The 21733-nt window shown below is 71.0% G+C and carries 17 protein-coding genes; 6 read left to right on the top strand and 11 right to left on the bottom strand.

All coding sequences use genetic code 11. The annotated features are described in order from the left end of the window. Positions 1-221 precede the first annotated feature (221 nt). Both AB0D18_RS12230 and AB0D18_RS12225 read right to left on the bottom strand, forming a co-directional pair. Entirely contained in the window at positions 222-2039 is a 1818-nt protein-coding gene (locus AB0D18_RS12230; protein WP_362415713.1) for an ABC transporter ATP-binding protein, read from the bottom strand. Beyond that, complete coding sequence (locus AB0D18_RS12225; protein WP_362415711.1) at positions 2036-3880, bottom strand: ABC transporter ATP-binding protein; 1845 nt, start codon at positions 3878-3880, stop codon at positions 2036-2038. Before AB0D18_RS12225 ends, AB0D18_RS12230 begins: the two co-directional genes overlap by 4 nt. Positions 3881-4063: 183 nt before the next feature. On the opposite strand from AB0D18_RS12225, the gene AB0D18_RS12220 reads away from it, so the two are divergent. Next, the gene (locus tag AB0D18_RS12220) at positions 4064-5716 is read left to right on the top strand and encodes a peptide-N4-asparagine amidase (protein ID WP_362415709.1); all 1653 of its coding nucleotides are present in this window, start codon (positions 4064-4066) and stop codon (positions 5714-5716) included. Positions 5717-5766: 50 nt separating this feature from the next. After that, on the top strand, positions 5767-6531 hold the full coding sequence (locus tag AB0D18_RS12215; RefSeq protein ID WP_362415707.1) for a L,D-transpeptidase family protein: 765 nt from the start codon (positions 5767-5769) through the stop codon (positions 6529-6531). A 47-nt stretch (positions 6532-6578) separates the two neighbouring features. Here the strand turns inward: AB0D18_RS12215 and AB0D18_RS12210 are convergent, their stop codons facing one another. The 3 genes from AB0D18_RS12210 to AB0D18_RS12200 all read right to left on the bottom strand — a co-directional run bounded on the left by AB0D18_RS12210 (position 6579) and on the right by AB0D18_RS12200 (position 11612). Beyond that, positions 6579-8042, bottom strand: a complete 1464-nt coding sequence (locus AB0D18_RS12210) for a Gfo/Idh/MocA family oxidoreductase (RefSeq protein WP_362415705.1) — start codon at positions 8040-8042, stop codon at positions 6579-6581. A 162-nt stretch (positions 8043-8204) separates the two neighbouring features. Continuing rightward, positions 8205-11129 (bottom strand): FAD-binding and (Fe-S)-binding domain-containing protein, encoded by a 2925-nt coding sequence (locus tag AB0D18_RS12205; RefSeq protein WP_362415703.1) that lies wholly within the window; start codon positions 11127-11129, stop codon positions 8205-8207. Between the two features lie 54 nt (positions 11130-11183). Further along, complete coding sequence (locus AB0D18_RS12200; RefSeq protein WP_362415962.1) at positions 11184-11612, bottom strand: MarR family transcriptional regulator; 429 nt, start codon at positions 11610-11612, stop codon at positions 11184-11186. A 224-nt stretch (positions 11613-11836) separates the two neighbouring features. Here AB0D18_RS12200 and AB0D18_RS12195 point away from each other — a divergent pair, with 224 nt between their 5' ends. The 3 genes from AB0D18_RS12195 to mltG all read left to right on the top strand — a co-directional run bounded on the left by AB0D18_RS12195 (position 11837) and on the right by mltG (position 15591). Continuing rightward, entirely contained in the window at positions 11837-13726 is a 1890-nt protein-coding gene (locus AB0D18_RS12195; RefSeq protein WP_362415701.1) for an ABC transporter ATP-binding protein, read from the top strand. A 39-nt stretch (positions 13727-13765) separates the two neighbouring features. Next, positions 13766-14380: a hypothetical protein gene (locus AB0D18_RS12190; protein WP_362415699.1), complete on the top strand. Its 615-nt coding sequence runs from the start codon at positions 13766-13768 to the stop codon at positions 14378-14380. A 386-nt stretch (positions 14381-14766) separates the two neighbouring features. After that, positions 14767-15591: an endolytic transglycosylase MltG gene (mltG, locus tag AB0D18_RS12185; RefSeq protein ID WP_362415697.1), complete on the top strand. Its 825-nt coding sequence runs from the start codon at positions 14767-14769 to the stop codon at positions 15589-15591. A gap of 223 nt (positions 15592-15814) precedes the next feature. On the opposite strand, the gene AB0D18_RS12180 is transcribed toward mltG, so the two are convergent. The 6 genes from AB0D18_RS12180 to AB0D18_RS12155 all read right to left on the bottom strand — a co-directional run bounded on the left by AB0D18_RS12180 (position 15815) and on the right by AB0D18_RS12155 (position 21170). After that, complete coding sequence (locus tag AB0D18_RS12180) at positions 15815-16924, bottom strand: NAD(P)-binding domain-containing protein (protein WP_362415695.1); 1110 nt, start codon at positions 16922-16924, stop codon at positions 15815-15817. 79 nt (positions 16925-17003) lie between these two features. Further along, positions 17004-18140 carry an LLM class flavin-dependent oxidoreductase gene (locus AB0D18_RS12175; RefSeq protein WP_362415693.1) on the bottom strand — a complete coding sequence of 379 codons (1137 nt, stop codon included), beginning with the start codon at positions 18138-18140 and terminating at the stop codon, positions 17004-17006. Then, positions 18140-19177, bottom strand: a complete 1038-nt coding sequence (locus AB0D18_RS12170) for an ABC transporter substrate-binding protein (protein WP_362415691.1) — start codon at positions 19175-19177, stop codon at positions 18140-18142. Before AB0D18_RS12170 ends, AB0D18_RS12175 begins: the two co-directional genes overlap by 1 nt. Before the next feature lie 96 nt (positions 19178-19273). Next, complete coding sequence (locus AB0D18_RS12165; RefSeq protein ID WP_362415690.1) at positions 19274-20050, bottom strand: ABC transporter ATP-binding protein; 777 nt, start codon at positions 20048-20050, stop codon at positions 19274-19276. Next, entirely contained in the window at positions 20023-20919 is an 897-nt protein-coding gene (locus tag AB0D18_RS12160) for an ABC transporter permease (protein ID WP_362415688.1), read from the bottom strand. The genes AB0D18_RS12165 and AB0D18_RS12160 overlap by 28 nt, the downstream gene beginning before the upstream one ends. A 167-nt stretch (positions 20920-21086) precedes the next feature. Beyond that, the gene (locus AB0D18_RS12155) at positions 21087-21170 is read right to left on the bottom strand and encodes a putative leader peptide (protein WP_362415960.1); all 84 of its coding nucleotides are present in this window, start codon (positions 21168-21170) and stop codon (positions 21087-21089) included. Positions 21171-21280: 110 nt separating this feature from the next. Between AB0D18_RS12155 and AB0D18_RS12150 the strand changes: the two genes are divergently transcribed. Then, the gene (locus AB0D18_RS12150) at positions 21281-21703 is read left to right on the top strand and encodes a secondary thiamine-phosphate synthase enzyme YjbQ (RefSeq protein WP_362415686.1); all 423 of its coding nucleotides are present in this window, start codon (positions 21281-21283) and stop codon (positions 21701-21703) included. Positions 21704-21733: the final 30 nt, after the last annotated feature.

Raw genomic sequence — 21733 nt, 5'->3', positions numbered from 1 at the left:
GGTCGGGTGGGCGTCGTGCGGGTGCGGTGCGCGTCGTGCGGGTGCGTCGTGGCTGGTCGCGCAGTTCCCCGCGCCCCTAACTGCCTGCCCCTTACCCCGCTAGCCTCCTTGGGCAGCGGGGCCGCCCCCGGGGGGCGGGACGGGTGGGCAAGGGGGCGGCCCCTACGCGGAGCACGCCCCCTCGCGGCCGCACGCCCCCGCCCCCGTACCCCGCCGGCAGGCTACCCGTGCCACGACCTCCACAGCCCCGCATAAGCCCCACCCGCCGCCACCAGCTCCTCGTGGCTGCCCAGCTCCGCGATCCGGCCGTCCTCCACGACCGCGATCACGTCCGCGTCGTGCGCGGTGTGCAAGCGGTGGGCGATGGCGATGACCGTGCGGCCGTCGAGGACTCGCGCCAGGGACCGTTCCAGGTGCCGTGCCGCGCGCGGGTCGAGCAGTGACGTCGCCTCGTCGAGCACCAGCGTGTGCGGGTCCGCCAGGACCAGCCGGGCCAGCGCGACCTGCTGCGCCTGCGCCGGGGTCAGCGCGAGCGACCCCGAGCCGACCTCCGTGTCCAGTCCGTCCGGCAGACCCTGTGCCCACCCGTCCGCGTCCACCGCACCCAGCGCCGCCCACAGTTCGGCGTCCTCGGCGGCGGTGCGGGCGAGCCGCAGATTGTCCCGGAGCGAGCCCACGAAGACGTGGTGCTCCTGGTTGACCAGCGCCACGTGCGAACGGACCCGCTCCGCCTGCATGCGGGACAACTCGGCTCCGCCCAGAGTGAGTTCACCCGTACGCGGTGCGTAGATCCCGGCCATGAGGCGGCCCAGCGTCGACTTGCCCGCACCCGAGGGGCCGACCAGCGCGACCCTGGTGCCGGGTGCCACGTCGAGCGACACCTGGTGCAGGACGTCGACGCCCTCGCGGTAGCCGAAGTGCACGTCGTCCGAGCGCAGGTGCCGGCCGTCCGGCGTCACCGACTCGTCGCCCGCGTCCGGCTCGATGTCCCGCACGCCCACCAGTCGCGCCAACGACACCTGGGCGACCTGGAGTTCGTCGTACCAGCGCAGGATCAGGTTCACCGGGTCGACCAGCATCTGCGCGAGCAGCGCCCCCGTCGTCAGCTGTCCGACGGTGAGCCAGCCCTGCAGCACGAAGATGCCGCCGATGACGACCGACGAGCAGAGGATGGTGATGTGGGTGGCGTTGATGACGGGGAAGAGCACGGTGCGCAGCCACATCGTGTAGTTCTCCCACGCCGTCCACTCCTTGATCCGCTTCTCGGAGAGCGCCACCCGCCGTGTGCCGAGGCGGTGTGCCTCGATGGTGCGGCCCGCGTCGACCGTCTCGGCGAGCATCGCCGCGACCGCCGCGTACCCCGCCGCCTCCGACCGGTAGGCGGAGGGCGCCCGCTTGAAGTACCAGCGGCAGCCCGTGATCAGGACGGGGAGCGCCACCAGGACCGCCAGCGCCAGCGGCGGAGCCGTCACCGTCAGGCCGCCGATCAGCAGCAGCGCCCACACCACGCCGATCGCGAGCTGCGGCACCGCCTCGCGCATCGCGTTGGCGAGGCGGTCGATGTCGGTGGTGATGCGGGAGAGCAGATCGCCGGTGCCGGCCCGTTCCAGTACGCCCGGGGGCAGGCCCACCGCCCGTACGAGAAAGTCCTCGCGCAGGTCGGCGAGCATCTCCTCGCCGAGCATCGCACCGCGCAGCCTGGTCTGCCCCACGAAGACCGCCTGGACGAGCAGGGCCGCGGCGAACAGGCCCGCGATCAGCCCGAGCCGCAGATCCCGCGCGCCCGTCGTCAGGTCTTCGATCACGTCGCCGAGCAGGTAGGGGCCCACCATGGAGGCGATCACCGCGAGGGTGTTCAGGGTGATCAGGGCGACGAACGCCGTGCGGTGCCGGCGCAGCAGCGTGCGCACATACGCGCGCACGGTCGCCGGACTGCCGACGGGCAGCGTCGTCGCCGACTCGGGGGCCGCCGGGTCGTACGACGGAGGCGCCACCCCGATCCTGGGTGCGGGTGCGCCCTTGCGGGCAGTGGTGCTCATGCCGGTTCCTCGATCTCTTCTCGTACGTTGTCTTTCCGTACGTTCAGCCGGTGCACCTCTGCGGCAGCCGACGCCTCTTCGTCCGTCTCGCGCGTGACGACCGCCCGGTAGCGGGGTTCGGTGTGCAGCAGCTCGCGGTGTTCGCCCACCGCTACGACCTCTCCCTCGTGGACGAAGACGACACGTTCCGCTTGGTCGAGCAGCAGCGGGGAGGAGGCCAGGACCACGGTCGTAGAGCCGGCCCTGAGCCGTTTGACACCCGCTGCCACCCGGGCTTCGGTGTGCGAGTCGACGGCCGACGTCGGCTCGTCCAGGACCAGCACCTCGGGGTCGGTCACCAACGACCTTGCCAGCGCGAGGCGTTGGCGCTGACCGCCGGAGAGCGACCGGCCGCGCTCGGTGATCCGGGTCTCCATCGGATCGCCGTCGGCGGCGACCGAGGCCTGGGCGAGCGCCGCGAGCACGTCCGTGCACTGCGCCGCCTCCAGGGCGTCCTCGGCGGACACGTTCCCCGACGCCGGTACGTCGAGCAGCTCGCGCAGCGTCCCCGAGAGCAGCACCGGATCCTTGTCCTGTACGAGGACCGAGGCGCGCGCGGCGGCCAGCGGCAGCCCGTCCAGTTCGACCCCGCCGAGCTGCACGGAACGCACCTTCCGCGCCCCGTCGTCGGACGCCGACGGCTCGTCCGTCGGATGCCCGCCCAGCCGGTCGGCCAGCCGGCCCGCCACGTCCGGGTCGCCGCACACGACGGCCGTGAACACACCGGCCGGGGCGAGCAGCCCCGTCACCGGGTCGTACAGATCGCCTGTGGGGGACTGCGCGGCGTCCTGCCCGTCGCCGGGCGCGGTGCGGCGCAGGGCGAGAACCCGGGCCGCACGCTTCGCGGACGGCTTGGAGAAGGAGTACGCCATCGCGATCTCCTCGAAGTGCCGCAGAGGGTACATCAGGAGCGTCACCGCGCTGTAGACCGTGACCAGTTCGCCGACCGTCACCGTGCCCTGCCGCGCGAGCGTCGCCCCGTACCAGACCACACCCACCAGGAGCAGTCCCGGCAGCAGCACCTGCACGGCCGCGATCAGCGCCCACATGCGGGCACTGCGCACGGCGGCCTTCCTGACCTGCTGAGAGGCCTCGCGGTAGCGGCCCAGGAACAGCTCCTCGCCGCCGATGCCGCGCAGTACGCGCAGGCCCGCGACGGTGTCGGAGGCCAGCTCCGTCGCCCTGCCCGCCTTCTCGCGCTGCTCGTCGGCCCGCTTGGTGGCCTTCGGCAGCAGCGGCAGTACGGCGAGGGCCAGCGCGGGGACGCCGATCGCGACGATCACGCCGAGCGCGGGCTGGTAGACCACCAGGCCGACGCAGACGATCACCAGCGCGAGCAGGGCCGCCGCGAACCGCGACAGCGCCTCCACGAACCAGCCGATCTTCTCGACGTCGCCCGTCGACACGGCCACCACTTCGCCCGCCGCGACCCGGCGGGTGAGCGCCGCCCCCAGCTCGGCCGTCCTGCGGGCCAGCAGCTGCTGGACGCGGGCGGCAGCGGTGATCCAGTTGGTGATGGCCGTACGGTGCAGCATGGTGTCGCCGACCGCGACGGCCGTACCCATCAGTGCGAGCAGGCCGGCGGCCAGCGCGAGGCGACCGCCGGAGCGGTCCACCACGGCCTGGACGGCGAGGCCGACGCCCAGCGGCAGCCCGGCCACCCCGATCTGGTGGAGCAGCCCCCAGCCCATGGCCTTGAGCTGCCCGCCCAGTTGGCCGAGGCCCAGCCACAGCAGGAAACGGCCCCCGGAGCGGACATCGGGTTCGCCGGGGTCTGAATACGGAAGATCGCGAATGTGCATGAGGCCCTACGGCTCGGTGTGAAGGCTCTGGCATCGGAACGGTCGAGTGGCGCAAACCGTGCAAGGTTCACCCTCCGGGCCCCACCGGAGCAATTGATTTATGTCCGCGACCGCCCGGAACGCGCCAATGTCCGCCGGCCGGGCCCTGGCGCTTCGGCCCGTCCCACGCTTCACTCCTGTCGCATGAGACAACGACGAGTCATCAGCATGGTGAGCGGTCTGGTGCTTGCCGCCGGGGCGCTGTTCGGTGCGTCCCCGGCCGGCGCCGCGGTCACCAACGGCCCCACCCCGCCCGCCGAGTTCGGCAACGACTGGCACGATCCGCTGACCGCCGGGCCGCCCGTGGCCAAGCCGCACACCCGGTCCTGCCAAGTCACTCTCGGCGAGGCCCAGTTCCGCGACTTCACCCCGTACAAGGGGAGTTACACCCCGCCGAAGAAGTGCGGCGACCGCTGGAGCAAGGTGGTGCTGCGCCTCGACGGCAAGGTCAAGGGCCGCCAGTACGACCGCCTCGGCTACCTCCACGTCGGCGGCGTCGAGGTGTTGAAGACCTCCACGCCCGAGCCCTCCGTCGACGGCATCACCTGGTCCGTCGAGAAGGACGTCACCCGCTACAGCGACACCTTCCGCCGCGACCAGAGCGTCGAGATGCTCATCGGCAACGTCGTCAACGAGACGTACACCGGTGTCATCGACGTCAAGGCGACCCTGACCTTCTACGCCGCCGAGGGCCGCACGAAGCCCGCCGAGACACCCGACCGGGTCCTCACTCTCGGCGGCCCGGACGCCAACTCCCTCACCACGCCCCGCAATTCACAGCGCATCCTCGCCGAGGTGTACGCCACCGGATCCGGCGGCGGCTGCGAGGAGTACTGGTACCTCTCGGTGCCCGAGAACGCCCCGTACTCCTGCAAGGCGGCCGCCGGCCCCTACCGCGAGGTGCAGATCAAGGTCGACGGGAAACTCGCCGGGATCGCCGCACCGTTCCCGACCGTGTGGACCGGCGGCTGGTCCAACCCCTTCCTCTGGTACGTCGTCCCGGGCCCGCGCGCCTTCGACATCAAGCCCATCCAGTACGACCTCACGCCGTTCGCGGGGCTGCTCAACGACGGCCGCCCGCACAAGGTCGAGGTCGGCGTCGTCGGCGTACCGGAGGGGCAGAGCGGCTGGAACACACCGGTCAACGTGCTCGTCTGGCAGGACCACGGCAGCCGCGTCGTCACCGGCGCCCTGACCCGGCACGCCGAGGGCACACCGGTCAACTCCACCAAGTACACGCCGGGTTCGGAGCACCGGCTCGACACCCGGGGCGGCCACCGGCTGACCGTGGCCGGATACGTCAACACCTCGCGTGGGCGCGTCGACACCCGCATCGCCCGCAGCCTCGCCAACACCTCCGTGCACCGCTGGACGGAGGGGGAGAAGCTGGACGCGCTCAAGGGTGAATGGACGGACGAGGAGACGGTCGCGGTCAAGAGCACATCGGTCAAGGGCACGGTCGGCCCCGAGCGGGCCACGCAGGCGCTGCGTACGTACACGATGGACGGCACGACCACGGTCGGCCCTGACCCCGACGCGCGGCTGCGCACTGTGCTCACCCTCGGCGACAAGGCGGACACGGAGACCCTGGTGGACGGCAGGCGCACCGCGTTCTCCCAGCTCGACGACGTCTACAAGGGCGACGCGGCCTACCACTCGAACGCTCCGCGCGAGCAGCGGCACGCGGTCGGCACGACCGGCGAGCGCTACCGGCTGTACGACTCCGACGGCACGTGCTACGACCGGAGCGTGACCTCGGTGCAGGGCACGCTGGTGGAGGACCGGAGGCACTGCTGAGGTGATACCGGTGCCGCCGTCGATGCGGCACCAGTGGCAGCATGGGTCACATGCCGATATCGAACATGCGACCTGGTCCGGCCGTCGCGGGTGCGGTGGCCGGTCTGCTGCTCCTGACGGCTTGCGGAGGCGGCGGAGGCGGCGGAGGCGGTACGGACAAGGCTTCGCCCGCCTCCGTGCCCGCCCCGGCCGAATCCCCTGCCCACGGCCTGGCGCGCATCCCCGACGTGGGCGACCGGCTCCGCGCGGAGATCCCGGCGGACTCGCGGCAGGTCGTCGCGGTCTACGGGGAATCCAGGAACTCGGCGGACGCCACGGTCGTTCTCTACAACAAGGCAAGCAACAAGCGGGGCGACAAGCAGGGCGCGACCTGGGACCGGGTGGGCCGCTGGCCCGCGCACAACGGCGTCAAGGGGTGGACCGCCGACCACCGCGAGGACGACAAGCGCAGCCCGGCCGGAGTGTTCACGCTGTCCGACGCGGGCGGCGTGCTCCCCGACCCGGGCGCCAAGCTGCCGTACACCAGGTCCTCGTCCCTCGCCGCCCCGCGCTCCTGGGCGAAGACCCACTGGCACGACTTCGACTACGTCATCGCCATCGACTACAACCGTGTCGAGGGCACCCCGCCGAACGACCCGACGCGCCCGCAGGGCCAGAAGAAGGGCGGCGGGATCTGGCTGCACATGGACCACGGCAGCGGCACCTCCGCATGCGTGAGCGTCTCGAAGGCGGCGATGGAGACCCTGCTGCGGAGCGTCGACCCGGCGCGCAAACCGGTCGTGGTGATGGGCGACAAGCAGTACCTGAAGAGCTGAGCGGGTCCGGCGCCGCCGCGCCGCACCCGCTCAACTCCCTTACACAATCAGGCAGTCGGCTTCTGGGAGTCGACTCCCGGCCGTGCCTTCTTCCACTCGCCCCGGGTGAAGTCCGGGATCTGCTGCGGCGCGCCCTTCGCCCGGATCGACAGGTGGCTCAGCGGCACCGGCGCCGTCCACGTCGCCGCGTCGTACACGTCGAAGTCCGGGACCAGGCCCAGCTGCATGCACTGCATCAGCCGGAAGAGCATCAGATAGTCCATGCCGCCGTGGCCGCCCGGCGGGTTGGAGTGCTCCTTCCACAGCCAGTGGTCCCACTCGGCGTACTTCTTGAAGTCGTCCCACCGGTCATCGGTATTGGTGGGCTCCAGATAGATGCGCTCCGGGTAGTCCTCGAAGACGCCGAGGGTGCCGCCGAGGCTGTTGATCCTGCTGTACGGGTGCGGGGTCGACACATCGTGTTCCAGGCGGATGACGCGGCCCTTGGCGGTCTGGACGAGACTGATCGTACGGTCGCTCTCGATGTACGACTCCTTCCAGCTCGGGTCGCCGGCCGGCATGTGCAGCTTGCGGTACGCGGCCAGGCCGAGTGCGGGAGAGCCGACGCTGACGACGCTCACCGCGCGGTCGCCGCGGTTGACGTCCATGTAGTTGCCGACCGGGCCGAAGCCGTGGTTGGGGTAGAGGTCGCCGCGCAGCCGGGTGTGCCACAGACGGCGCCACGGGCCCTCGTAGTAGTCGGGGTCGAACATCAGGCCGCGCAGGTCGTGGTTGTACGCGCCCGCGCCGTGCAGCAGATCACCGAACAGGCCCGCGTGCGCCATCCGCAGGACCCGCATCTCGTTCTTGCCGTAGCAGCAGTTCTCCAACTGCATGCAGTGGCGCCTGGTGCGCTCGGAGGTGTCGACCAGGTCCCAGAGCTCTTCCAGGCGCATCGCGAGCGGACACTCCACACCGACGTGCTTGCCGTTCAGCATGGCGGTCTTGCACATGTCGTAGTGGAAGTCCCACGGGGTGGCGACGTACACGAAGTCGACATCGTTGCGCTTGCAGAGCTGGCGGTAGTCGTCCTCGTTCTTGGTGTAGAGGGCGGGGGCGGGCTGCCCGGCCTTGACGACCTTCGCGGCGGCCTTCTCGGCCTTCGCCCGTACCGGGTCGCAGACGGCGACGACCTTGACGTTCGGGAGGGCGAGGAAGAGGTCGATCATGCTGTCGCCGCGGTTGCCGAGGCCGATCATTCCCACCCGGACGGTGGAACGCCGCTCGAAGGGCACCCCCGCCATGGTCTTGCCCTGGCGCCTCGGCACGGCGGCGTCGACCCCGGCTCTCTCCGCGGCGCTCGCGCTGCCGGCGGTGCCGAGCGCGCCCACCGTGCCGAGGCCGATTCCGGCGCCCGCCGCACCCGCGGCGCGCAGGGCGGAACGACGGGAGACGCCGTCGGGGGAGCCGTCGGGGGCGTTCTCGCCGGGGATGTTCTCGTCAGGGGTCGGTGTCGCCTTGTCGTCGTACATCTGACCTCCGTGAAAGGTGATCGGGTACCGACCGATCAGGGTCACGGAGGTTCGCCTGGGGCGCAAGGGGCCCGTGGGCAAAGGGAGTTGGACTAATCGATGCGGGAGCATGGACTCCCCGCAGCGCGCAGGCCGGAGCCCGGTCGCCCGCTCTCTTCGTGCTCAGGGCCGGGTCGCCCGCTCCAGGTCGAGGAGCACGGAGTGGTAGGGGCGGCCCGTCGCGTGGTCCATGCCGACCTCGCACATCCGGTTCGCCGAGAGGTACGTGTCGTACTCGCGCCGTCCGACCTCGGCGGCCTCCCGTGCGGTGGCCGACTCCGTCAGCTCCTGGTGCAGCATGCCCCGGTCCCCGGCGAACGCGCAGCACCGCAGGTCCTCCGGCACGACCACCTCGTCCGCGCACGCCTCGGCGACCGTGCGCAGCTGCGCCTCGTCGCCCAGGTGCTGCATCGAGCAGGTCGGGTGCAGGACGGCGGAGCCTGCCCGGCGGTGCACGGTCAGGCCGGGCAGTAGCTCGTCCGCCGCCCAGACGATCGAGTCGACGACGGTCAGCTCGGCGTGCAACTCCTGGTTGTCGTCGGTGAGATACGGCACCACCTCGTGCGCGATGCCCAGCGTGCAGGACGACGCGTCGACGACGAGAGGGAGCCGCCCGCCCGCCGTCCAGCCCCAGGCGGCCTCGACGATGCGGTTCGCCATCACCGTGTTGCCGACGTCGTAGCCCTTGGAGTGCCAGATGGTGGCGCAGCAGGTGCCGGTGACGTCGCCCGGGATCCACACCGGCTTTCCGGCGCGTGCGGACACCGCGACGACGGCCTCGGGGAGCGAGGGGCCCTGGTGTCCCGCGCTCTCGCCGAAGATCCGGTTGACGCACGCCGGGTAGTACACGGCGAGGGCGCCGGTGCGGGAGGTGCGGGGGAGCGTACGGGCCGCCGCGCCCGGGATCTCCGGCAGCCACCGCGGCACGAGGTCGGGGCGTACCGCCTTGCGGGCGAGGCCCGTCACGGTGGAGAGCAGCCGGTCGGAGATCTTGTCGGCGGCGGCCACGGCCAGCCGGGCCGAGATCTCGACCGCCTTGAAATTCTGGGCGGCCAGGGCGGCGACGCGCTCCTCGCGCGGAGTGTGGCGGCGGCGGCGGAACTCCTTCATCAGGGCGCCCGTGTCGATGCCGACCGGGCAGGCGATCCGGCAGGTGGAGTCGCCCGCGCAGGTGTCCACGGCGTCGTACCCGTACGCATCGAGGAGGTTCTCGCCGACCGGTGAACCGGCGGGCTGGCGCATCATCTCCCTTCGCAGCACGATCCGTTGACGGGGAGTGGTAGTCAAGTCACCGCTGGGACAGGTGGGTTCGCAGAAGCCGCACTCGATGCACGGATCGGCCTCGGCCTCCACGCGCGGGATCGTCTTGAGGCCGCGCAGATGTCCCTCGGGGTCGCGGTTGAGGACGATGCGCGGGGCGAGCACCCCGTCGGGGTCGATGAGCTGCTTGGTGCGCCACATCAGCTCGGTGGCCTGCGGCCCCCACTCCAGCTCCAAGTACGGGGTGATGTTGCGGCCCGTGGCGTGCTCCGCCTTCAGTGAGCCGTCGAACCGCTCGACCGTCATCCGGCAGAAGTCGTCCATGAAGGCCGCGTACCTGCGCACATCGGCCTGGCTGCCCGCGTCGAAGGTGAGCAGGTAGTGCAGGTTGCCGTGTGCGGCGTGTCCGGCGACGGCGGCGTCAAAGCCGTGCGTCTCCTGGAGTTCCAGCAGGGCCTCGCAGGCCTCGGCCAGCCGGGACGGCGGCACCGCGAAGTCCTCGGTGATCAGCGTCGTACCGGACGGGCGGGCGCCGCCGACGGCGGTGACGAACGCCTTGCGGGCCTGCCAGTACCCGCCGATGGTCTTGGCGTCCCGGGTGAACTCGTTGGTCACCGACGGCACGGGCGCCACCAGGTCCAGCTTCGTCAGGGTCTCGGCCGCGGCCCGCTCGAACGCCTCCTGCGCGGCCTCGTCCGGCGCCCGGAACTCCACCAGCAGGGCCGTCGTCTCCTTCGGCAGCTCCGCCCAGTCCTGCGGTACGCCCGGCACGCTCACCGACGCGCGCAGGGTGTTGCCGTCCATCAGCTCGACGGCGAGCGCGCCCGCCTCGTTGAAGAGGGGCACGGCAGCCGCCGCGGCCGACAGGGTCGGGAAGAACAGCAGGGCGCAGGAGAGCCGGCGGTCGAGGGGGAGGGTGTCGAAGACGACCTCCGAGATGAACCCGAAAGTGCCCTCGGAGCCGACCATCAGCCCGCGCAGGATCTGCACGGGCGTCGCGCCGTCGAGGAACGCGTCGAGGCGGTAGCCGTTGGTGTTCTTGATCTCGTACTTGGCGCGGATCCGGCTGGTGAGCCGCTGGTCCGCCTCGATCTCCTGCTTGATCGCCAACAGGCCGGCGCAGAGGGCGGGTTCGGCATGGGCGAGCTCCTCGTCGGCGCGCGGGTCGCCGGTGTCGACGACGGTGCCGGTCGGGAGGACGAAGGTGAGCGAGGCGACCGTGCGGTAGCTGTTGCGGGTGGTGCCGGCCGCCATCCCCGAGGCGTTGTTGGCGACGACTCCGCCGATGGTGCAGGCGATGGCGCTCGCCGGGTCGGGGCCGAGCACCCGCCCGTACGGGGCGAGCGCGGCATTGGCGCGGACCACCGTGGTGCCCGGCTGGATCCGGGCCCTGGCGCCGCCGTCGAGGACCTCGACGCCCGACCAGTGGCGGCGGACGTCCACCAGGACGTCCTCCCCCTGGGCCTGGCCGTTCAGCGAGGTCCCGGCGGCCCGGAACACCACCTCGCGGCCCTTGCCGTGCGCGTACGAGAGGATCGCGGAGATGTCGTCGATGTCCTCGGCCACCACCACGACCTGCGGCACGAACCGGTACGGGCTGGCGTCCGCCGCGTACCGCACCAGGTCGGAGACCTTCCACAGGACCTTCTCCGCCCCGAGGACCGCGGTCAGCTCCCGGCGCAGCGGCCCCGGCGTGCCCTCGGCCAGTGCGGCGGGCACCCGGTCGGGGGCGGGGTCCTGCGGCAGGGTCGGGCGCAGGGCCTCCGGCTTCGGCTCCAGGAGCGGCATGAGGGGCGTCCTCTCACGGGCTGGGTCGCGCCCGACGGCCCGGTCGCGCCCGGCTCAGCAGGGGTATGTACCCCCGTCGATCAGGGTGGACAGCAGGCCGCCGAGCTGCTTGCGCTGCACGGCGGTCAATGGAGCCAGGATGTCCTCTACCGCGTCGCGGCGCGCGTTGCGCAGGTCGCCGAGGGTGGTGCGGCCGGCTTCGGTGAGCTCGATCCGGATCACCCGGCGACTGGCCGGATCCGGCACCCGGCGCACCCGGCCCTGCTCCTCCAGGGCGTCCACCAGGGTGGTCACGGCGCGCGGTACGACCTCCAGACTGCGGGCGAGGTCGGTCATCCGCGGCGAGGTGCCGTCGGGCAGCGAGAAGCGCGCGACGACGCGCAGCAGCCGGGCCTGGCCGGGCGTGATGCCGATCGGCTCCATCTGGCGCTTCTGCGCGCGGTGCAGGCGCCGGGTCAGCCGCAGCAGCTGCTCGGCGAGCATGCCGTCGTCGGCACGGGTGTCGCCGGCACGGGTGTCCGGCTTCTCTGCCTTCTCTGCCTTCTCCGACTTCTCCGAACGGGTTTCCGCAGTGTTGCTCATACCGGGAACAATAACAGGACCCCATGCATTGTGAGTATAGGTAACAATGAACTACGCTCTGGAAGCCCGCTTCCCGTGCACCCTCCGCCCGTACGCCTTCCGCCCGCACATCCCCGAGGGAGCCCATGAACCCCGAACGCCACGCGAACCCCTGGACGCCCCCCGACCCCGAACCGGGCAAGGAGCAGCCGCCCGCCGAGGTCCGCCGCATCCTGCGCCTGTTCCGTCCCTACCGCGCCCGGCTCGCCCTGGTCGGCCTGCTCGTCGGCGCCTCGTCGCTGGTCGGCGTGGCCTCGCCGTTCCTGCTGCGCGAGATCCTCGACGTCGCCATCCCGCAGGGCCGCACGGGCCTGCTGACGCTGCTCGCCGCCGGCATGATCGCCACGGCCGTCGTCACCAGCGTCTTCGGCGTCCTGCAGACCCTGATCTCGACCACGGTCGGCCAGCGCGTCATGCACGACCTGCGCACCGCCGTGTACACCCAGCTCCAGCGGATGCCACTGGCCTTCTTCACCAGGACCCGCACGGGCGAGGTCCAGTCGCGGATAGCCAACGACATCGGCGGCATGCAGGCGACCGTCACCTCCACCGCGACGTCCCTCGTCTCCAACCTGACGGCCGTCGTCGCCACCGTCGTCGCGATGCTCGCCCTCGACTGGCGGCTCACCGTCGTCTCGCTGCTCCTGCTCCCACTCTTCGTCTGGATCAGCCGCAAGGTCGGCCGCGAACGCAAGAAGATCACCACCCAGCGGCAGAAGCAGATGGCCTCCATGTCCGCCACGGTCACCGAGTCCCTGTCGGTCAGCGGCATTCTTCTCGGCCGCACCATGGGCCGCTCCGACTCCCTCACCAAGAACTTCACCGAGGAGTCCGAGCGCCTCGTCGACCTCGAAGTCCGGTCCAACATGGCCGGCCGCTGGCGGATGTCGACCATCGGCATCGTCATGGCCGCCATGCCCGCCGTCATCTACTGGGCGGCCGGCCTCACCATGAACGCGGGGGCCCCGGTCGTCTCCCTCGGCACGCTCGTCGCGTTCGTCTCCCTCCAGCAGGGCCTGCTCCGCCCCGCCGTCAGCCTCCTGTCGACCGGCGTCCAGATGCAGACCTCGCTCGCCCTCTTCCAGCGGATCTTCGAGTACCTCGACCTCCCCGTCGACATCACCGAACCCGACGAGCCGGTCCGCCTCCCCGCCCCCAAGGGCGAAGTGCGCTTCGAGGGCGTCGACTTCGCGTACGACGAGAAGTCGGGACCCACCCTCACCGGCGTCGACGTCACGGTCCCGGCAGGCGGCAGCCTCGCCGTCGTCGGCCCGACCGGCTCCGGCAAGAGCACCCTGAGCTACCTGGTGCCGCGGCTGTACGACGTCACGGGCGGCCGGGTCACCCTGGACGGCACGGACGTCCGCGATCTGGACTTCGACTCCCTCGCCCGAGCGGTGGGCGTCGTCTCCCAGGAGACGTACCTCTTCCACGCCTCCGTCGCCGACAACCTGCGCTTCGCCAAGCCCGACGCCACCGACGACGAGCTGCGCGCCGCCGCCGAGGCCGCCCAGATCCACGACCACATCGACTCGCTGCCCGACGGGTACGACACCCTCGTCGGCGAGCGCGGCTACCGGTTCTCCGGCGGCGAGAAGCAGCGCCTGGCCATCGCCCGCACCATCCTGCGCGACCCGCCCGTCCTCATCCTGGACGAAGCCACCAGCGCCCTCGACACCCGCACCGAGCACGCAGTGCAGCAGGCCATCGACTCCCTCTCGGCCGGCCGTACCACCATCACCATCGCCCACCGCCTGTCCACCGTCCGCGACGCCGACCAGATCGTGGTCCTGGACGCGGGCCGAATAGCGGAACGCGGCACGCACGAGGAACTGCTGGCGAAGGACGGCCGCTACGCCGCCCTGGTACGCAGGGACGCCCGGCTGACTCCGTCCGGTACGGCCCCGTCCGTGACTACTGCGTCTGCAACTACTGCGTCTGCGTCCGCCGAGGCTGTCCCGGCGTCCGCACCCTGAGCGCGGCCGGCCCCGGACCGTACGGCATGATCACGGGCCATGCGCGCACTCATGGACGTAACTCTCCCCGGATTCCGGCCCGTCGACGACGACACCCAGGACACCTGGACCAATGACCACGGGGATGTGCTGGGGGTGCAGTTCTTCGGCCTGGTGCCCGATCTGCCCGCCGGGCTCGACGACGGCCCCGCGCTGCGGGCCGGGCTCGCCCACCACATGGCCCGCTCCGGCGCCGGACTGATCGAGGCATCGGTCAAGCCGCTCGGCGGACTCCCGGCGCTCCGTCAGATCGTCAAGGTTCCGCTGCCCGGCCGGCAGCACGGCCAGGGCTTCGTCGGCAGCTTCACGGTGCCGCGCGCCACGTGCAGCACGGCCGTCACGTTCATGTCCGCCGAGCGGGGCACGACCGGGATGCGCGAGGCGATGGTGATGGCCAAGGTCGGGCACGAGCAGTACTTCCGCCCCCACCCGTACGCCCCTGACGTCCAGGGCGGCCTGCCGTTCCACGTCGCCGACCACCAGGGCTACGACGCCGAGTTCCCCGACCACCCGCTGTCGAAGGTCCGCCGCACCCTCGACGTGCTCGCCGCCCGGGTGCGGGTCGCGCCCGGGTTCGCGGCGCTGCCGCCGTTCGAGGGTCCGCACCCCGGCTGAGACTCCCCGCACACGCGGCGGCGCCACCCCTCCCCTGGGACGGGGGAGGAGCGGCGCCGTGGCGAGACCTCGGTCAGACCAGCCAGCCCAGGAAGTGGAAGGCGCCGGCGAGAAGGTCGGTGATGAGGTTCATGATCTCGGTTTCTCCTTGTGCTGCGTACGCACGAACGTGCGTACTGATGCATGTGTGGGACTGCGCAATCGCGGTCTGCAGCCCGTCGCTTGCGCACCGTAAGCATCGGGCGCCACAAGGGAGTTGGGCAAGGAGATCCGGTACGATCACGCGTTCCAGCGAACACCCGATCCCCTGTTCGCACGTTCCCGCCGGGCCGAAAAGTGCGCGGGGGGTTCGGACAACCGTGCACATGGGCGGTTAGCGTTCCGGTATGGAGTACGAGTCCTACGGGTCCCCGGAAGTCATGCCCCCGCCGAAGCGACGCAGGTCCCGGCGCGGTCGGCTGTTCCTGCTGGTGTGCGTCCTTGCCGTCCTCGGTGCCGGAGTGGTGCTCCTCCTCCTCTGGAAGGAGGAGGAAGGCGGCCAGGCCAAGTCCCTCACCGTTCCGGAGGGCTGGCGCTCCTCCCAGGTGTACGCGGCGGTGGACAAGGCCGTCGGGGCCGAGCCCGGCACAGCGAAGAAGGCCGCCGCGTCGACGGACCTGGCGCTGCCCGCCGCGGCCGGCGGAAATCCGGAGGGCTATCTGTTCCCGGCGACGTACCCGGTCAAGGACACGACGACGGCGTCCAGCCTGCTCGCCTACATGGTCAAAACGGCGAACGAACGCTTCGGCACAGGACCCGAGGTCCGCCGGGACCTCGTCGTCGCCAGCATCGTCCAGGCGGAGGCGGACACGCCCGCCGACATGGGCAAGGTGGCCCGGGTCATCCAGAACCGCCTGAACCGCGGCATGCCGCTCCAGATGGACTCCACCCTCAACTACGCGATGAACCGCAGCACGCTGGACACCACGCACGAGGACACCCGGATCGACAGCCCGTACAACACGTACGAACGCAAGGGCCTGCCCCCGACCCCGATCGGCAACCCGGGCCTGGAGGCCCTCCGGGCGACCCGGACGCCACCGCCCGGCAACTGGCTGTACTTCGTCACGGTGAAGCCGGGCGACACCCGCTTCACGGACGACTACGAGGTCCAGAAGCGGAACGTCGCGGAATTCAACGAGGTCCGGCGCGGGGCGAAGGGGGAGGGGTGAGCGGATCCTGTCGGCCGCTCGTGCCCGGCCCTCGCACCGGGGCTGTTGCCCGTCCGGGCGGGCTGTTGGTCTGCGGGGGCGTTGTGGCCGGCCGCGCAGTTCCCCGCGCCCCTAAAGCAGGCCCCTTCAGCCCGTCCGGCGTTTGAGGACGCGCGGCGCAGCCGGGCACGGGGCGCAGCCCCGGACATCAGCCCCCACCATCGCCGGCCGTGATGCCGGCACCTCACCCGGCCGCCACAGCCACCGGCCCCGCACTCGGCCCCACCTCACCGCCCACCACCCGCAGAACCTCCCGCACGGCCTGCCGACCCGCCCGGTTCGCCCCGATCGTGCTGGCCGATGGCCCGTATCCCACCAGGTGGATCCGTTCGTCCCGCGCGACCCGTGTCCCGTCCATCCGGATTCCGCCCCCGGTCTCCCGCAGCCGCAGCGGCGCCAAGTGGTCGACGGCCGCCCTGAATCCCGTCGCCCAGAGGATGACGTCCGCCGCCACGGAGCGGCCGTCGTCCCACGCCACCCCGTCCTCCGTGATCCGGTCGAACATCGGCAGCCGCTCCAGCACCCCGCTGTCCCGCGCCGTCCGGATCGCCTCGTTCACCGGCAGGGCCGTCACCGACACGACGCTCTCCGGCGGCAGCCCGCGCCGTACCCTCTCCTCGACCCGTGCGACGGCCGCCCGCCCCCACTCCTCGGTGAACTCGCCCTCCCGGAACACCGGCGGCCGCCGTGTCACCCAGGTCGTCTCCGCGGCGAGCGGCGCGAGCTCCATCAGGTGCTGCGTACCGGATGCGCCTCCGCCCACCACCACTACCCGCTGCCCGGCGAACTCTTCGGGACCGGGGTAGTTCGAGGTGTGCAGCTGCCGCCCGCGGAAGGTGTCCTGGCCCGGGTAGCGTGGCCAGAACGGCCGGCCCCAGGTCCCCGTCGCGCTGATCAGCGCCCGAGCGGCCCACACCCCCTCCGAGGTCTCGACCCGCAGCCGTCCGTCTTCGCCCTCCCGTACGGCGTGCACGTCCACCGGCCGGTGGACGTGCAGCGCGAATTTCTCCTCGTACTGCGCGAAGTACTCCTGGATGACCTCCGACGAAGGGCGCCGGGGGTCGGCGTCCGTCAGTTCCATCCCGGGAAGCGAGTGCATGCCGTGCACCTTCCCGTACGTCAGCGAGGGCCAGCGGAACTGCCACGCGCCGCCCGCCTCCGGGGCATGGTCGAGTACGACGAAGTCACGGTCGGGAACCAGCCCCGACCTGCGCAGATGGTAGGCGGCCGACAGTCCGGCCTGCCCCGCACCGATGACGACGACGGCCACGTCCCGCACCCCGATGTTGTTCATGTTTCTACCAACAGGGTGCGGGCCGTGGATCTTCCCGTCGTACGCAGAAGATCTTCCTGCGCCGCGCAACTCCTCCCGCCTACCCCTGCGGCACCACCAGCCCCCTCCGCACCAGCTCCGGCCGCACCCCCTCCCCGAACCAGTACGCCTCCTCCAGATGCGGATACCCGGACAGTACGAAGTGCTCGACACCGAGCGAGTGGTACTCCTCGATCCGGTCCGCGACGTCCGCGTGGCTGCCCACCAGCGCGGTCCCGGCCCCGCCCCGTACGAGACCGACACCGGCCCACAGGTTCGGCGAGATCTCCAGCCCCTTGCGCGACAGGCCCTCCCGCGAACCGCCGTGCAGCGCCAGCATCCGCTGCTGCCCCACGGACTCGCTCCTGCCGAGCGCCTCCTGCGCGGTGGCGATCGCGTCCGGGCTCAGATCGTCGAGCAGCCGGTCCGCCGTCGCCCACGCCTCCCGTGCCGCATCGCGCGAAATGGTGTGCAGCCGGATCCCGAACCGGACCTTGCGCCCCCGCTCCTCCGCGAGCCCCCGAATCCAGTCGATCTTCTGCTTGACCTGGGCAGGCGGTTCGCCCCAGGTCAGATACACATCGGCGTGATCGGCCGCCACCGGCCCGGCCGCCGGAGACGACCCGCCGAAGAAGATCTCCGGCAGCGGGTCGGGCGGCAGCGCGGTCAGAGCGCCCTCGATTTGGTAGTGCTCGCCCTCGAAGTCGTACGGCTTGCCGCCCCACGCCCCGCGCACCACCTCCAGGAACTCCGAGGTGCGGGCGTACCGCCGGTCGTGGTCGAGAGGGTCACCGAACCGCCGCTGCTCGACGGAGTCGCCGCCCGTCACCACGTTCAGCAGCAGCCGCCCGCCGGTCATCCGCTGGTACGTCGCCGCCATGTGTGCGGCCAGTGTCGGCGAGATCACCCCCGGCCGGAACGCCACCAGGAACTTCAGCCGCTCCGTGTGCTGGGCGAGCGCCACCGTCGTCAGCCAGGCGTCCTCGCACCACGTCCCGGTCGGCGTCAGTACCGCCTCGAAGCCCAACTGCTCGGCAGCCTTGGCTATTTGGGTCAGATACCCGATGTCGGGCGGCCGCACCCCGCTCACCGAAGCGATCCGCGAACGGCTGATGCCGCCGTCGGTGTAGGCGTGCCGGTCGACGAGCGTACGCCCGTCGCCGCCCGTCGGCAGGAACCAGTGCAGTTGGACGCTCATCAGGAGGACGCCTTTCCGTACGAGAGGGGAGCGGTACCGGAAGCGGGCCGCGACTTGTTGAACCGTGTGTCGACGAAGTCCTTGAAGGTGAACCTTCCCGGAATCAGCCCCAGTTCGGCGAAGGTGTCCGCGATGGCCTGCTCCGAAGCGATCGCCGCGTCGTCGACCGCGACCGGCACCCGCGTCCCGTTCGTCCGCTTCACCGCGTCGAGCGCCACCTCGTACGGCAGCCCGGTCTCCTTCGCCCAGGCCTTCGCCCAGGCCTCCGGGTGCTTGAACACCCAGGCCTGGGCCCGCTCCAGCCGGTCGATGTAGTCACCGATGGCCCGCGACTTCGCGGAATCCTTGAGCGTGCCGGGCGAAGCCACCTGGAACGAGAGCCCGTTGGTCACCCCTTGACCAGTCGTCAGAACCCGTGCGCCCGAGGTGCGCAGGACCTGCGAGGTGTACGGATCCCACACCGCCCACGCGTCGACCTTCCCCCGGCTGAACGCGGCCAGCGCATCCGCGGGCTGGAGGTACTTCAACTGGACGTCACCGATGCCGAGTCCGGCCTTCTTCAGCGAGGCGATCAACTGGTAGTGCGCCGAACTGCCCTGGGCGACGGCGACCGCCCTGCCCTTCAGGTCCGCCGGCTTCTTCAGCGGCGAGTCCTTCGGCACGACGATCGCCTCGCCCGCGGAGGAGCCGTGCGAAGCACCCACCACCGCGATCTTCGAGCCGGAGCCCGCCGCGAAGACGGGTGGAGTGTTGCCGACCCCTCCCACGTCCACGGCCTTGGCATTGATCGCTTCGAGGAGCGGTGGACCGGAGGTGAAGGTCGACCACTTGATCCGGTACGTGAGGTCGTCGAGCTCACCGGCGGCCCGCAGGATCGCCTCCGAACCGCCTTTCTGATCACCGACGTTGAGGGTGACGGACCCGGATCCGTCACTCTCGCCCGAGGCGTCGGCGGACGGGGAGCCACCGCAGCCGGTGAGCAGGAGGGAGGAGGCCAGGGGGAGCAGCAGGGCGACGGACAGGAGTGGCCGTTTCATGGCAGATCAATCTCTCTCTGGGTACGGGCTTGATACGGGCCGGGTGCGCGGGGTCTGCTCGGGCGTCCGGGGTCTGCTCAGGCGTCCGGGCTCTGTTCAGGCGTCTACACCAAGCTCCGACAACAGCCGGGACCGCAGTGCCGCGAACTCCGGTGTTCCGACGGTCCGGGGCCGGTCGAGCCCGACCTCGGTCTCGTACGCGATGACTCCGTCCCGCATGACCAGCGCACGGTCCGCGAGCAGCAGCGCCTCGTCCACGTCGTGGGTGACCAGCAGCACCGCGCAGCCGCGCCGTTGCCACAGCTCCGCGACCAGCCGCTGTGCCTTGATCCGCGTCAGCGCATCCAAGGCGCCGAACGGCTCGTCGAGCAACAACAGATCAGGCTCCCGCACCAACGCCCGTGCCAGGGAAGCCCGTTGAGCCTCCCCACCCGACAAAGTCCTGGGCCATGCGGCGGCCCGGTGCTCCAGCCCGACCTCCTTGAGTGCGGCCTCGGCGACCTCGCGCCCCGGATCCCCCGGCAGCCCCAGCAGCACATTGCGCCAGACCCGCTTCCACGGCATCAGCCGCGGCGCCTGAAAGGCGACGGCCCGCCGCTTGGGCACGAGTACGGTCCCTTCGATCTCCCGGTCGAGCCCGGCAAGCACCCGCAACAAGGTGGACTTCCCGCACCCGCTCCGCCCGAGAAGCACGGTGAACTCCCCCGGCCGCAAGGTCAGTTCAAGGTCATCGATAACCGGCCGTCCATCGAATGAACGGGTCAACCCCGCCACCCGCACGGCCGCAGCGGCATCGGCCGGAGCCGGATTCGGAGCCGGATTCGGACTCGGACTCGGACTCGGACTCACTGCCCGGTGAAGGTCGGTCGCCATTGCAGCAGCAGCCTTTCGAGGAGACGGACGACGGCATCGGCGATCAGGCCGAGGAATGCGTACACGACCAGGCAGACCACGATCACGTCGGTACGGAAGAACTCCCGCGCCTGGTTCATCAGGAACCCGATCCCGGCATCGGCATTGATCGACTCGCCGAAGACCAGCGCCAGCCACGCCGTGGCGAGCGAGTACCGCAAGCCGGTCATCGCCCCGGGAAGCGCCCCCGGCAGCACCACATGCCGCACCAGAGCCCACCTGCCGAGCCCCAACGCCTCACCGGCCTCGACGAGTTGGGCATCCACGCCGCGGATCCCGGCATACACATTCAGATACAGATGGAAGGCGACTCCGAGCGCGATGAGCGCCACCTTCGGCGCTTCCCCGATCCCCAGCCAGATGATGAACAGCGGAATCAGCCCGACCCACGGCACGGTCCGCAGCATCTGCACGCTCGGGTCGACGAGATCCTCACCGAGCCGCGAAAGCCCCGACACGAGCGCGAGGCTCACGCCCACGACGACCCCCCACACCAACCCCACCGCGACGCGTTGGAGCGAAGTGAGCATCGCGTCGGGCAGTGTCCCGTCCGCGATCAGCCCACCGCCCGCACGGGCGATGGTGCCGGGCGAAGCGAGCACATCAGGATGCAGTACTCCGGTCGCGCTGAACACCTGCCACAGCGCGAGCAGCAGCAACGGCCCGACGGTCCGCCGCACCCACCGGGGCGCCGCCCGCAGCCATCCCTTGCCCGACCCCCGAGGCTCCACGGCCTCCAGTGCGGGCCCCGCACTCGACGACGCCCCCTCCTCCCGCTCTTCCTCTACTGACAAAGGCGAAATATCCGGCGGCGCATGACTGACAGTCATGAATCAACTCCACGAAGAACGCAACCCAAGACGCGACTCAACGCCCGCGCAGCCGAAGGAAGTTGACCGACAGCATCACGACACGACGGAGCACACGCCCGGGAAGGGGAAAGGAACGGGAGAACCCGCGCCAGGAACAGCAGCGGGCGAAGCAGAGAGGACGAGCGTCAGCAGCCGCGTCGACAAGCGGCAGAAGCCACCCGCAGCAGGTCGATGTGACCGCGCGTGGTGAGGTGAGCTGAACGCAACATGGCGCAGAACGTAGCCACCACCCCCGGACACGGTCAACAGCCGTCCCATCATCCGGATGCCGAATCCCACCTGGCGGCCACTTTCCGCCCCCGTAGGCGAACATGGAAATATGGCCGACACATTCACCACCCGCGTCCTGCACCTCACCACGGGCTCGACCGAGACCGTCACCGACCTCACCTCAGCCTGCGAACACTTCCTCACCGAAGCCGCAGCCGGCCGCGACGGCCTCCTCAACATCTTCGTCCCGCACGCCACCGCCGGCATCGCCGTCCTGGAAACCGGCTCGGGCAGCGACGACGACCTCCTCGCCACCCTCCACACGCTGCTCCCCGCCGACGACCGCTGGCAACACCGCCACGGCACCCCCGGCCACGGCCGCGACCACGTCCTCCCCGCCCTGGTCCCCCCACACGCCACCCTGCCGGTCGTCGCCGGCCGCCTGGAACTGGGCACGTGGCAGTCGGTCTGCCTGGTCGACACGAACGTGGACAACCCGGACCGCAAGGTCCGGTTGAGCTTCCTCGGCTGAGTGGTTCTCAGGGGGCCTTGCCGCAAGGCC

It is taken from the genome of Streptomyces sp. NPDC048442 (genome assembly GCF_040651475.1).
Taxonomy (GTDB): Bacteria; Actinomycetota; Actinomycetes; order Streptomycetales; family Streptomycetaceae; genus Streptomyces.
This window is presented reverse-complemented; position numbering and strand designations above follow the sequence as displayed.